The organism is Agromyces seonyuensis (genome assembly GCF_009789225.1).
Lineage (GTDB): Bacteria > Actinomycetota > Actinomycetes > Actinomycetales > Microbacteriaceae > Agromyces > Agromyces seonyuensis.
The window spans coordinates 1-12,871 of the sequence record NZ_WSTA01000043.1; the positions used below are offsets into that span (position 1 = coordinate 1).

The window sequence follows — 12,871 nt, forward strand, 5'->3', positions numbered from 1 at the left end:
CCGACGCGCTCGGCGGGCGCACCGGGCGCGGCGCGCACCGCCGCGGCTGACCGCCCGACGCGGCCGACCGCCCGAGGCGTGCGGGAGCCGGGATGACGCGCGGACGAGCGGGGGTCTTGGGCGGCCGGGTGCGGAACTGACATCCTGGGCGGATGACCGAGACGCTCGTCGTGCTGGTCGCCGGGCTGCTCATCGTCGCCGCGGCGGCCTCGATCGGGCCGCGCATCCGGGTCGCCGCGCCCCTCGTGCTCGTCGCCATCGGCTTCGCCGCGAGCTTCCTGCCGATGTTCGCCGACTTCGAGATCGACCCCGAGCTGATTCTCGAAGGCGTGCTGCCGCCGCTGCTCTACTCGGCGGCCGTCTCGATGCCCGCGATGAACTTCCGGCGCGAGTTCGTCGCGATCAGCGGGCTGTCGGTCTCGCTCGTCGTCGTGAGCTCCCTCGTGCTCGGCCTGTTCTTCCAGCTCGTGCTGCCCGACATCGGGTTCGCGTGGGGCGCGGCGCTCGGCGCCATCATCAGCCCGACCGACGCGGTCGCGACCGGCATCGTCAAACGGTCGCCGGCCTCGAAACGCGTCGTCGCGATCCTCGAGGGCGAGAGCCTGCTCAACGACGCCACGGCGCTCGTGCTGCTGCGCACGGCGATCGTCTCGGCCGCGGCGGCCTTCTCGTTCTGGGGCGCGGTCGGCACGTTCGCCTACTCCGTCGTCGTCGCCGTCGTGATCGGCGGGGTCGTCGGCGCCGTCAACCTCGCGATCCGCTCGCGGGTGAGCGACCCGACCGTCAACACCGTCATCTCCATCGTCGTGCCCTTCGTCGCCTCGGTGCCCGCGGAGGCGCTCGGCGCCTCGGGCCTCGTGGCCGCGGTCGTCGCCGGACTCGTGACGGGGATCCGGGCGCCGCGCGAGCTCTCGCCGCAGCACCGCATGTCGGACGAGCAGGTGTGGCGCACGATCGAACTCGTGCTGGAGGGCTTCGTCTTCCTCACGATGGGCCTCGAACTCACCGCCGTCGTGCTCGACGTGCAGCGCGACCACGCGGGCGTCGGCACGGCCGTGCTCATCGCCGCGGGCGCCTTCGTGCTCACGGTGCTCGTGCGGGCCGCGTGGGTCGCCCCGCTCGTGCGGTCGCTGAAACGCCGGTCGGAGCGCAGCGCTCGCATGCAGGAGCGGCTCGAGGGCTTCCAGGACAAGCTCGCGACCCCGGAGGGCCAGCAGGAGACGCTGGAGCGGATGCAGGAGCGCCGCGGTCCCGGTCGCGGCGGCGGGCGCAGCGGCGATCTCGACCGATTCGCCCGCCGCGTCACCCAGGGACTCGCGGACATCGAGTACTTCAAACGGGCGCCGCTCGGTTGGCGCGACGGCACCGTCATCGTCTGGGCCGGCATGCGCGGCGCCGTCACGGTCGCGGCGGCGCAGACGCTGCCGGAGAACACCCCCATGCGTTCCGTGCTCGTGCTCATCGCCTTCGCGGTCGCCGTGCTCTCGCTCGTGCTGCAGGGCGGCACCCTCGGCTGGCTGATCTCCCGCCTCGCGCCGAAGGTCGACACCGAGGCGATCGAGGCCCAGGATGCCGCCGAGCTCCGGCGGCTCATGGAACTGCTGCGACAGACCGCGATGGAGTTGCCCGAGCCCGAGGTGGACGAGCAGACCCCGCGACACGAGCGCTTCCGTGCGACGCGGACGCACCGGATCGCGGTCATCCACGCGCAGCGCAAGGTCTTGCTCGACGCCCGCGACACCGGCACCTTCGACGCCGACGTGCTCGCCGGCGCCCTCGAGAACCTCGACGCCGACGAGATCGCGATCGAACTGCGGGGGCGGTTGTCGGGCGGTTCGGCGACCTGATGGTGCGGCCGCCTCGCGCGTATTAGCAGGGTCGTCATGACGTCTGCAAGGCCCTGGGGCGATCGGCGCGCCCCGCCTAGCGTCGGAGGACGTTCACCGAGTCGGAGGACGTTCACCGAAAGGACCCCCGCCATGAGCATCGGCTTCGGCATCTTCCTGTTCGTCGTCGGCGCGATCCTCGCGTTCGCCCTCGAGATCGACGCGGGCTGGATCGACCTCGACCTCGTCGGCTACCTGCTGATGGGCGCCGGTGCGATCGTCTTCGTTCTCGGCCTCGTCTTCGCACTCCGCAAGCGCCAGTCGATCACCACCGAGCGCACCGGCGTGGATGCCTCGGGGGAGCGCGTCACGCAGCGCACCGTCGCGCGCGACGACGCCGACCCGACGCACCCCGGCCGCTGAGCCGACGGAGTCGGCAACGCGGGCAGCGACTTCTTCGCTGGTCGAGTAGCGAAGCGTATCGAGACCTGGCGAAGCGTCTGCCCCGCTGGTCGAGTAGCGAAGCTCCTGCCCCGCTGGTCGAGTAGCGAAGCGTCTGCCCCGCTGGTCGAGTAGCGAAGCGTATCGAGACCCGGCGAGGCGCCTCGCGGGGTCTCGATACGGCGCTGGCGCGCCGACTCGACCGGCGGTTTGCGGTCAGCCGATGAGGGCGGCGATGCGCGTCGGCACCGTCTCGTCCTGCAGGCTCGTCGTGTCGCCGAGCGGTCGGCGCTCGGCGAGGTCGACGAGCAGACGCCGCATGATCTTGCCCGAGCGGGTCTTCGGCAGGTCGGGCACGAGGTGGATGTCGCGCGGCTTCGCGATCGGACCGATGGCCGTCGCGACGTGGGCGCGCAGTTCGGCGAGGAGCGCGGCGCCGGAGTCATCCGCGGCGCCCGTGCTCGGCGCGACCACGAAGGCCGCGATCGCCTCGCCGGTCGTCGCATCGCTCACCCCGACCACGCCGGCCTCGCCGACGAGGGGGTGCGCGACGAGCGCCGATTCGATCTCGATCGTCGAGAGCCGGTGGCCCGACACGTTGATGACGTCGTCGACGCGGCCGAGCAGCCAGACGTCGCCGTCCTGGTCGTAGCGGGCGCCGTCGCCCGAGAAGAACCAGCCCTGCTTCCAGTAGCGGGCCCAGTACGAGTCGCGGTAGCGCTCGGGGTCGCCCCAGACGGTGCGGGCCATGCCCGGCCACGTGCCCGCGACGACGAGGTAGCCGCCCTGTCCGCGTTCGACTTCGACGCCGTGCTCGTCGACGACGCGGGCGTCCAGGCCGGGCAGTGCACGCAGCGCGGAGCCCGGCTTGAGCGTCGAGACGCCCGGCAGCGGCGCCATGATCGCGCCGCCGGTCTCGGACTGCCACCACGTGTCGACGATGGGCGCGCGGCCCTGCCCGATCTCGCGGTGGAACCACACCCACGCCTCGGGGTTGATCGCCTCGCCGACGGTGCCGAGCAGGCGGATCGTGCCGAGGTCGTGCTCGGCGGGCACGCCGTCGGGGAACCACGTCATGAGCGAGCGGATGAGCGTGGGCGCCGTGTAGTAGGTCGTCACGCCGTAGCGCTCGATGAGCTCGAAGTGCCGGCCGGGGTGCGGGGTGTTCGGGGTGCCCTCGTAGATGAGCGAGGTGACGCCGTTGAGCAGCGGGCCGTAGAGCTCGTAGGTGTGCGCCGTCACCCACGCGAGGTCGGCCGTGCACCAGTAGACGTCCTCGGGCTTCGGGTCGAAGACCTGCCAGTGCGTCGTCGCCGCGTGCACGAGGTAGCCGCCCGTGGTGTGCACGAGCCCCTTCGGCCGCCCGGTCGTGCCCGACGTGTAGATGATGAAGAGGGGCGTCTCGGCGTCGAAGAACTCGGGCTCGTGGATGCTCGGCTGCGCGTCCACGAGTTCGTGCCACCAGACGTCGCGGCCTTCGGTCCAGGGGATCTCGGGAGTCGCGTCGCCCGTGCGGCGGACGACGAGCACGTGCTCGATCGACTCGACACCGGCGACGGCCGCATCGGCGTTCGCCTTGACCGGCACCGCCGTGCCGCGTCGGAACTGGCCGTCGCTCGTGACGAGCAGCTTCGCGCCGGTGTCCTCGACGCGGAAGCGGAGGGCCTCGGCCGAGAAGCCGCCGAAGACGAGGGAGTGCACGGCGCCGATGCGCGCGATCGCGAGCGTGACGATCACGGTCTCGAGCAGCACGGGCAGGTAGACGACGACGCGGTCGCCCGCGCCGACGCCGAGGGCGGTGAGGGCGTTCGCGGCCTTCGCGACTTCGCGCTCCAGCTCGGCGTAGGTGAGGGAGCGCCGATCGCCCGGCTCGCCCTCCCAGTGGTACGCGACCCGGTCGCCGTGGCCGGCCGCGACATGGCGGTCGACGCAGTTGACGGCGGCGTTCAGCCGTCCGCCCGCGAACCATGTCGCCGCGGGCACCGAGAGCACGGGCTCGCCGGTCTCGGCGTCGGTCGCGCCGGTCGGCGCCGCCGGGCTCCAGGTGTGCGGTGCATCGTCGGGCCAGCGCTCGGCCCAGTCGAGGCGCTCGGCCTGCTCGGTCCACCACGCCACCGGGTCCGCCGCACCGGCCGAGCGCGCAACGGCGGCCCACTCGGGATGCGCGTTCGCCTGCGCGGCGAAGCCCTCGGGCGCGGGGAAGCGGCGCTGCTCGTCGAGGAGCGTGTCGATCGTCATGGCGGGGGTCCTTCGCGTCGTCGGTCGGGCCGTCGCGAGGCGCACGCGCGTGCGCTCCGTGTCGGCCCGCCGCGACCCCGTCGTCGCAGCATCCTGGATGCCATCGACGCTACGTCGCCGCCCGTCGCCCCGCCCGGTCGGCCGTCACGCCCCGTAACGCCGAGGCTCGGTGCCGACGACGCGGTCAGGCCGGGATATCGGCCCGGATGCCGAGGGCGGGCAGGACGACCGCGTCGATGACGCCGACGAGGAAGTCGCGGTCGACGGGCTTGCCCTCCAGGAGCATCCGGTTCGCCGCGAGCGCCGTCGAGAGGCCGGCGATGAGTTCGAGGTCGAGGCCCGGCTCGATCTCGCCGCGCTCGACCGCGCGTTCGAAGAGGGCGAGGTTGCGCTCGATGCGGGGCCGCACGATGGTCTCGTTCGCGGTGCGGGCGAGCTCGGGCGAGGTGGAGAGCATCGAGGCGAGCCCGGTCATGATGCGGAGCTTGCGCTGCCCGTCGTCGATGGAGTGCGGCTTGATCTGCGAGACGAGGTCCTCGCGGAGCGAGCCGGTGTCGGGCAGCGGCGCGTCGCGGTCGCCGACCTTGAGGCAGGCGACGGCGTCGATCACGAGTTCGGCCTTGGAGGGCCAGCGGCGGTAGAGGGTCGCCTTGCCGGCCTTGGCGCGGGTGGCGACCATGTCGACCGTCATGCGGTCGTAGCCGGTCTCGGCGAGCACGTCGAGGGCGGCGTTGAGGATCTCGGGGTCGCGCGTGTGGTCGCGCTTGCGCCCCGGTCGTGCGGGGGCGGTGTCGAGCTGCGTCATTGCGGCCGACTCCTTTCGCTGTCCGGATGACCGTACCCGGGTTCCCCGGCGGGGGCGCCCGTGCAACGCTGTATGTGAACACCTTAGTTCAGGAACCTGTGAGTTCTGGAACTGTTGGGTTCCGAAACGTGGAAGTTCCGTATAGAGTCCCCGTCATGACTTCCACCGCATCGACCCCCGTGGTCGCTCCGCCGGCGAGCACCGCCCCGAACTCGCGCCGTTGGTGGACCCTCGGCGTCGTCGCGCTCGCCCAGCTCATGGTCGTGCTCGACTCCACCGTCGTGAACATCGCACTGCCCGCCGCGCAGGCCGACCTCGGCTTCAGCGACGGCGACCGGCAGTGGGTGATCACCGCCTACTCCCTCGCCTTCGGCAGCCTCCTGCTGCTCGGCGGGCGCCTCTCCGACCTCATCGGGCGCAAGCGCACCTTCCTCATCGGACTCGTCGGCTTCGCACTCGCCTCCGCCGCGGGCGGCGCCGCCGCGTCCTTCGAGATGCTCGTCGCGGCCCGCGCCGTCCAGGGCGCATTCGGCGCGCTGCTCGCCCCGACCGCACTCGCCGTGCTCACCACCACGTTCACGGTGCCGAAGGAGCGCGCCCGCGCCTTCGGCGTGTTCGGCGCCATCGCCGGCGCGGGCGGCGCGATCGGCCTGCTGCTCGGCGGCGTGCTCACCGAGAACTTCGACTGGCGCTGGAACCTCTACATCAACGTCGGCATCGCCGCCGTCGCCTTCGTCGGGGCGATGTTCCTCGTGCAGAACGTGCACCGCACCGGCCCGCGCCCGAAGCTCGACGTCCCCGGCACCGTGCTCGTCTCCGCCGCACTGTTCTCCCTCGTCTACGGCTTCTCGAACGCCGAGACGGAAGGCTGGGACTCGCCCCTCACGTGGGGCTTCCTCGCCGCTTCGGGCATCCTGCTCGTCGTCTTCGTGCTCTGGCAGCGCCGAGCATCCCACCCGCTGCTCCCGCTGCCGATCGTGCTCGACCGCAACCGCGGCGCGGCGTACCTCTCGGTGCTCATCGCCGGTGCCGGCATGTTCGGCATCTTCCTGTTCGTCACGTACTACCTGCAGGCCTCGCTCGGCTACACCCCGATCCAGACCGGTCTCGCGTTCCTGCCGATGATCGCGATGCTCGTGCTCGCGGCGCAGCTCGGCACGAACCTGCTCGTGCCGCGATTCGGGCCGAAGGTGCTCGTGCCGATCGGCATGCTGCTCGGCGCGACCGCCATGATCTGGATGTCGCACAACGACCTCGACAGCTCCTACGTGCTCGACATCATGCCCCCGCTTATGCTCGCGGGCTTCGCGATGGGCACGATCATGCCGGCCTCGATGCAGACCGCGACCCTCGGGGTCGACCGCGAGTTCGCGGGCGTCGCCTCGGCGACCGTGAACACGAGCCAGCAGGTCGGCGGCTCGATCGGCACCGCACTGCTCAACACGCTCGCCGCGACGGCCGCGACCGATTACCTCGCGGCCCACACCCCGCCGAGCGCGGCCGTCGCCGCCGATGCGGCTCTGCACAGCTACGACGTCGCGTACTGGTGGAGCGCCGGATTCTTCCTCGTCGGCGCGGTCATCGCGGCCGCGCTGTTCCGCCGGCGCGGTCACGGACTCTCGCTCTCCCACGACGCCCCGGCCGCCGCCGAGCCGGTGATCGCCCACTGACCCGGTGAACCGAGCGCCGGCCCCGATCGCATCCCGAACCCGGATGCCGCCGTGGCCGGCGCCTCGTCCGTCGACGGCCGGCGCCTCGCGGCGAGCGGTCGGCGATGCCAGGATGACCGGCGAGGCCGGCCCCGCAGGGCGGCCGGAACCGGAGGAAGGCGGGCGGCATGATCATCGAGACGCCGGAGGTCGAGGGGGCCGACGGGGCCGTCGGCGAGATGTACGACGACGACCTGCGCCACCACGGCATGGTGTTCGCCCACACCCGGGCGATGGCGGTGAACCCGGAGGCCCACGCCGCGTTCGAGGCGCTCATCGGGGCGATCGTGCCCTCGATCGGGAAGCGCACCTACGAACTCGTGACCCTCGCCGCCGCGCGGGCGATCCCCTCCCCGCACTGCCTCCTCGCCCACGGGGAGAAACTCCGGCGGATGGGCGACTACGACGACGGCCAGCTCGAGCGCATCGCCCGCGACTACCTCGACGCCGGCCTCGAGCCCGCCGACCTCGCCGTCATGGCGTTCGCCGAGAAGCTCTCGCTCGACCCGCTCTCGATGACGGACGTCGATTCGCAGCGCCTCCGCGACGTCGGCTTCACCGACCGGCAGATCGTCGACGTCGCGCTCGCCGCGGGCGTGCGCAACTTCTTCTCGCGGGCGATCAACGCGCTCGCGGTGCCGGTCGAGGAGGTCCCGGGCACCCCCGAACCCCTCGTCGACGCCCTGCTCTCCCCGCTCCTCGACTGACCGGCCCCGCCCCGCCCGTCCCTGCCTCCCCCATTTCCCGAGTGGGTAGGTACTGCGGGTCCGGGCCGCCGTGCACCCGCAGCACCTACCCACTCGCGGAAGATGATGGGGCGGGGATGGGCGCCGGATCCCGCCCGGCATCCTGGACGGCGGGGGCGTGGCGTGGCTACCGTGGGGCACTCAAGGGGATCAGCGCGAGCGAAGGGATTCGCATGTCGAACCGCACGGAGACCCGTTCGTCGCTGCCCATGCCGGAACGGCGGCCCGAGAGCGGCGGGCGCCGAGCGCGCCCCGCACGACCGAAGCGCGCCTCGATCGCCGCCTGGGTGCAAGGGCTCGGTCGCAACCGGGCGGGCGCGATCCTGCTGCTCGCCGCGACGGTCATCGCGATCATCTGGGCGAACGTCGGCGGCGACGCCTACGACCACTTCTGGGAGACCGAGCTGACCATCGGCGTCGCCGACTTCCAGCTCCACTTCTCGTTGCACGCGCTGGTCAACGACGCGCTCATGGCACTGTTCTTCTTCACGGTCGGGCTCGAGGTGCGCCGCGAGTTCTCGATCGGCGAGCTCACGAGCTGGCGGCGCGCGATGGTGCCGGTGTTCGCGGCGGTCGCCGGGCTCGCCGTGCCCGCACTGCTCTACGTGCTCGTCGCGATGGGCAGCGGCTACGAGCACGCCTGGGGAATCGTGATCTCGACCGACACGGCGTTCCTCGTCGGCGCACTCGCGCTCGTCGGGCCCAGAGTGCCGGGCCGCCTGCGGGTCTTCCTGCTCGCACTCGCCGTCGTCGACGACATCGGGGCACTGTCGATCATCGCGTTCGTCTACACCGAGGACTTCAACCCGCTGCCCCTGCTCCTGGCCGCGATCGGGCTCGCGGGGGTCTACTTCACGCGCTACCTCCCCACCTCGCGCGGCCCCGTCTACGCGACGCTCGCCATCGCCGTCTGGCTGTGCTTCCTCGCCTCCGGCGTGCATCCGACCCTTGCGGGCGTCGCGATCGCGCTGCTCATCCCCGTCTACCGGCCGAATCGGCGCGACGTCGAGCACGCGCTCGAGCTCGCGCGCACGTTCCGGCAGTCGCCGAACACCGAGTACGCGCGCCAGGCGGCGAACAGCCTGCGCGAGTCGATCTCGATCAACGAGCGGCTGCAGAGCGCGTGGGACCCCTACATCGCCTACGTCGTGCTGCCGCTGTTCGCGCTCGCGAACGCCGGGGTGAAGCTCAACGGCGAGATCCTGGCGGGTGCGGCCGGCTCCGCCGTGACGTGGGGCATCGTGATCGGCCTCGTCGTCGGCAAGTTCGTCGGCGTCTGGGGTGCGAGCGGGCTCATGCGCGCGTTCAAGGTCGGCGAGTTCGGGCCGGGGCTGACACCCAGCCGGATGGCGGGCGGCGCCGCACTCTGCGGCATCGGGTTCACGATCTCGCTCTTCATCGTCGACCTCGCGATCGACGACGAGAACGTGCAGAACGAGGCGCGGGTCGGCGTGCTCGCGGCCTCCCTCATCGCGTTCGTCGTCGCGACGATCATCTTCCGCATCTCCGACGCCCGCACGCCCATGGCGCGGAGCGGCGAGACCCTCCAGCGCCCGGTCGACCCGAAGCGCGACCACGTGTTCGGATCGCTCGACGCCCCCTACGAGATCGTCGAGTACGGCGACTTCCAGTGCCCGTTCTGCCTCAAGGCCTCCGGCTCCATCCAGGAGGTGCACGACGTGCTCGGCGATCAGCTCCGCTACGTCTGGCGGCACGCGCCGCTCGTGTCGGTGCATCCGAACGCGCTCGCCGCGTCCGAAGCGGCCGAGGCCGCGGCGCGGCAGGGCAAGTTCTTCGAGATGGAGCGAGCGCTCTTCGCCGACCAGGATCATCAGATGCCGGGCGACATCATGCACCGCGCGGCGGAGATCGGCCTCGACGTCGACCGCTTCGAGCACGACCTCATGAGCCCCGAAGTCGCCGGCCGCGTCCGCGACGACGTGCTCGACGCGGAGGCGATGGACATCACCTCGACGCCGACGCTCTTCGTGAACGGCAAGCGGCTGCACGGACCGTTCGACGCCCGCTCGCTGATCCGGGCGCTCGGCGCCGAGGACGAGCCCGGGCGCGAGTCGTCCTGATCGGGATCGCACGATTCCGCCCCGGGCGGAGCGAGGCGCGCGCCCCGCGTCGGCAGCACGGAATGGAACGGAGAAGCGGGGATGGAACTCGGTCTGGCTGGGCGAACGGCGTTGGTCACGGGCGCGGGGCGGGGCATCGGCCTCGCGATCGTCGAGGCGTTCGTCGCCGAAGGGGCGCGGGTGGTCGCCGTCTCGCGGCGCGCGACGCCGCGGATCGAGGAGCTCGTCGCGGCGGGCTCGGTGCGCTTCGTCGCGCTCGACCTGACCGACGCGGACGCCGGGGAGCGGCTCGCGGCGGCTGCGGGCGACGTGGTCGACGTGCTCGTCAACAACGCGGGCACCGCGCCGGCCCGGCCGGACGGCTTCGCGTCGATCACCGATGCGGACTGGGCGACGACGATGGCGTCGAACCTGTTCTCGGCCGTGCGCGTCACGCGTGCGCTGCTGCCGAAGCTCGGCGCCGGTGCGGCGATCGTGAACGTCGTCTCCGAGAACGCGCAGCTCGCCGACCCGCTCGTGATGGATTACAGCGCCGCGAAGGCCGCGGAGCTCTCGTTCACGAAGAGCCTGTCGAAGGAGCTCGGGCCGCGAGGCATCCGCGTCAACGCCGTGAGCCCCGGTCCCGTCGCGACGGACCTCTGGATCGGCGCCGGCGGGGTGGCCGACACGGTCTCCTCAGCCGGAGGCGGCGATCCGGCAGCGGTCGTCGCCGGCGCGGAGCAGGCGATGCCGACGGGACGGTTCACGCAGCCCGCCGAAGTCGCGAACGTCGTCGTCGCGCTCGCGAGCCCGGCGTTCGGCAACGTCACCGGCAGCGAGCTCGTGATCGACGGCGGGATGCGCCCGACGATGTGAGGAGCATCCGCTCGAGGGCTCACGCCCAGCGGCGGATCGCCCACTTCTCGAAGACGCCGACGAGGGCGTCAGTGACCTTGCCGAGCACGGCGAGCAGGATGATCGCGAGGAAGATGCGGTCGATGCGGCCGTTGTTGCCCGAGTCGACGAGCAGGAAGCCGAGGCCCATCGAGCTCGCGATGAGCTCGGCGGCGACGAGGAAGAGCCACGCCTGCGCGAGCGCGAGCCGCAGGGCCGAGATCACCGAGGGCACGACGGCGGGCAGCTGCACGGTCGTGAAGAGCCGCAGGCCGGTGAGGCCGAAGGTGCGGCCCGCCTCGAGCAGCTGGCGGTCGACGTGCCGCAGCGCCGCGGCGACGATCGTGTAGACGGGGAAGAACGCGCCGATCGCGATGAGGATGATCTTCGATTCCTCGCCGATCTTGAACCACAGGATCAGGAGCGGCACCCACGCGAGCGAGGGCACGGCGCGGATCGCGCCGAGCGTGGGGGAGAGCAGGATGTCGCCGAGCTTCGAGAGCCCGACGACGGCGCCGATCGCGAGGCCGAAGGCGGCGCCGAACGCGAAGCCGATGAAGACGCGCTGCGTCGAGATCGCGACGTAGAGGCCGAGCAGGCCGCGCTGGGCGAGGTCGACCGAGGCGAGCCACACCATCTCGGGGCTCGGCAGCATCGACACGGGCACGGCGCCGGAGGTTGAGACGACCTGCCACGTGACGAGCAGGACGATGGGGATGAGGGCGCCGCCGAGGATGCGGAACCAGCGCCGGTCGACGAGCCGGCGCGGTGCGCCGCCCGTCGGCGGGGTGACGGATGCCTCGCGCCCCGCGCCGCGGCCGGCGGCCACGGACGTCACCGGTCCGTTGGCGGCGACGCGGATCTCGTCGCCGTCGTGGATCGCGGCGCCGGTGGAGAGGTGGGGCTGCGAGGCATCCGTCATGTTCGTCACTCCTCGAAGCGGCCCGGGTCGGCGGCGGTCGCGAACTCGTCGTTCACGATCGTGGCGAGCGCGTCGTCGACCTGCTCCTGAGAGGCGACGTCGCCGAGCTCGACGAAGGTCGGGCCGATCTTCTCGAGGACGGCGACCTGGTCGTCGCCGGGGATGCCGGAGACGTCGAGGTTCGAGCGCTCGGTGATGACCTTGGTGGCGACGGCCTCGTCGAGACCGGCGACCTCGGCGAGGATCGCCGCGGTCTCCTCGGGGTTCTCCTGCGCCCACTCGCGAGCGTGCTCGTACGCGTCGACGACGGCCTGGGCGACCTCGGGCTTGTTCTCGATGAAGTCCTCGGTGGCGTTGAGGAAGCCGTAGGAGTTGAAGTCGACGTTGCGGTAGAAGAGCGTCGCGCCCGACTCCTCGGCGCCGGCCATGATCGGGTCGAGGCCCGCCCAGGCGTCGACGGAGCCGTTCTGGAGGGCGGCCCAGCCGTCGGCGTGCTGGAGGTTCTGCACGGTGATCTCGCTCGGGTCGACGCCCTCGGCTTCGAGCGACTGGAGGAGGAAGAAGTAGGGATCGGTGCCCTTGGTGGCGGCGACCTGCTTGCCCTTGAGGTCTTCGACCGACTCGACGCCGGTGCCGTCGACGGTCACGAGAGCGGACCACTCGGGCTGCGAGTAGATGTCGATGACCTGGATGGGCGAGCCGTTCGAGCGCGCGAGGAGCGCGGCGGAGCCGGCCGTGGAGCCGACCTCGATCGCGCCGGCGCGCAGCGCCTCGTTGGCCTTGTTGGAGCCCGCGGACTGGGTCCACGTGACGTCGAGGCCGAGGTCCTCGAGCCAGCCCTGGTCCTTGATGACGAGGGAGAGCGGGTTGTAGGTCGCGAAGTCGATCGAGAGCGTCTGGCCTTCGAGCGAGACGGCCTCGCCGCTCGCGGGGGCGTCGGCCTCGGCGGCGGGGGCGCCTTCGCCCGCGACGCAGCCCGTGAGGGTGAGCGCGAAGGCGGCGGTCGCCGCGGCGACGGCGGCGATGCGGGTGGTGCGTCGGAACATGGGATGCCTCTCGGGACGGATGCGTCGGGGGACCGGTGCTGGTGGACCGCAGCCGGCCGGACTGCTGCTGCCGGTTCTGGTGCGGTGGTGCTCGACGGTACCGAGCGGCGGCCGAGGTGTCAGTTCGGGCCGATACAGGGGGTAACACTGGCGGCCGAAGGGCCGGTCGGCACTGGAATCGCAC

10 protein-coding genes are annotated in these 12,871 nt (G+C 71.9%); 6 read left to right on the plus strand and 4 right to left on the minus strand.

From position 1 onward, the window contains the following. Window positions 1-152: 152 nt before the first annotated feature. Complete coding sequence (locus tag GB864_RS10415; protein ID WP_160424761.1) at window positions 153-1,847, plus strand: cation:proton antiporter; 1,695 nt, start codon at window positions 153-155, stop codon at window positions 1,845-1,847. A gap of 132 nt (window positions 1,848-1,979) precedes the next feature. Then, on the plus strand, window positions 1,980-2,249 hold the full coding sequence (locus GB864_RS10420) for a DUF6458 family protein (protein ID WP_160424763.1): 270 nt from the start codon (window positions 1,980-1,982) through the stop codon (window positions 2,247-2,249). 234 nt (window positions 2,250-2,483) lie between these two features. On the opposite strand, the gene acs is transcribed toward GB864_RS10420, so the two are convergent. Together acs and GB864_RS10430 are read right to left on the minus strand one after the other, a co-directional pair. Next, window positions 2,484-4,505 carry an acetate--CoA ligase gene (gene acs, locus GB864_RS10425; RefSeq protein ID WP_160424765.1) on the minus strand — a complete coding sequence of 674 codons (2,022 nt, stop codon included), beginning with the start codon at window positions 4,503-4,505 and terminating at the stop codon, window positions 2,484-2,486. A gap of 184 nt (window positions 4,506-4,689) precedes the next feature. Next, window positions 4,690-5,310, minus strand: coding sequence for a TetR/AcrR family transcriptional regulator (locus tag GB864_RS10430; protein ID WP_160424767.1), 621 nt, complete (start codon window positions 5,308-5,310; stop codon window positions 4,690-4,692). A 155-nt stretch (window positions 5,311-5,465) separates the two neighbouring features. Here GB864_RS10430 and GB864_RS10435 point away from each other — a divergent pair, with 155 nt between their 5' ends. From GB864_RS10435 to GB864_RS10450, 4 genes are all read left to right on the plus strand, one after another. Further along, complete coding sequence (locus tag GB864_RS10435) at window positions 5,466-6,980, plus strand: MFS transporter (protein WP_160424769.1); 1,515 nt, start codon at window positions 5,466-5,468, stop codon at window positions 6,978-6,980. A 167-nt stretch (window positions 6,981-7,147) separates the two neighbouring features. Then, the gene (locus GB864_RS10440) at window positions 7,148-7,726 is read left to right on the plus strand and encodes a carboxymuconolactone decarboxylase family protein (protein WP_160424771.1); all 579 of its coding nucleotides are present in this window, start codon (window positions 7,148-7,150) and stop codon (window positions 7,724-7,726) included. 212 nt (window positions 7,727-7,938) lie between these two features. Further along, the gene (nhaA, locus tag GB864_RS10445; protein ID WP_160424772.1) at window positions 7,939-9,846 is read left to right on the plus strand and encodes a Na+/H+ antiporter NhaA; all 1,908 of its coding nucleotides are present in this window, start codon (window positions 7,939-7,941) and stop codon (window positions 9,844-9,846) included. Window positions 9,847-9,927: 81 nt separating this feature from the next. Then, window positions 9,928-10,701 (plus strand): SDR family NAD(P)-dependent oxidoreductase, encoded by a 774-nt coding sequence (locus tag GB864_RS10450; protein ID WP_160424774.1) that lies wholly within the window; start codon window positions 9,928-9,930, stop codon window positions 10,699-10,701. Between the two features lie 19 nt (window positions 10,702-10,720). Here GB864_RS10450 and GB864_RS10455 read toward each other — a convergent pair whose 3' ends face one another. Both GB864_RS10455 and GB864_RS10460 read right to left on the minus strand, forming a co-directional pair. Further along, complete coding sequence (locus GB864_RS10455) at window positions 10,721-11,641, minus strand: ABC transporter permease (RefSeq protein ID WP_160424776.1); 921 nt, start codon at window positions 11,639-11,641, stop codon at window positions 10,721-10,723. Between the two features lie 5 nt (window positions 11,642-11,646). Beyond that, a complete protein-coding gene (locus GB864_RS10460) occupies window positions 11,647-12,687 on the minus strand; it encodes an aliphatic sulfonate ABC transporter substrate-binding protein (protein WP_160424778.1) in 1,041 nt (346 codons plus the stop codon). Between the last annotated feature and the right edge of the window lie 184 nt (window positions 12,688-12,871).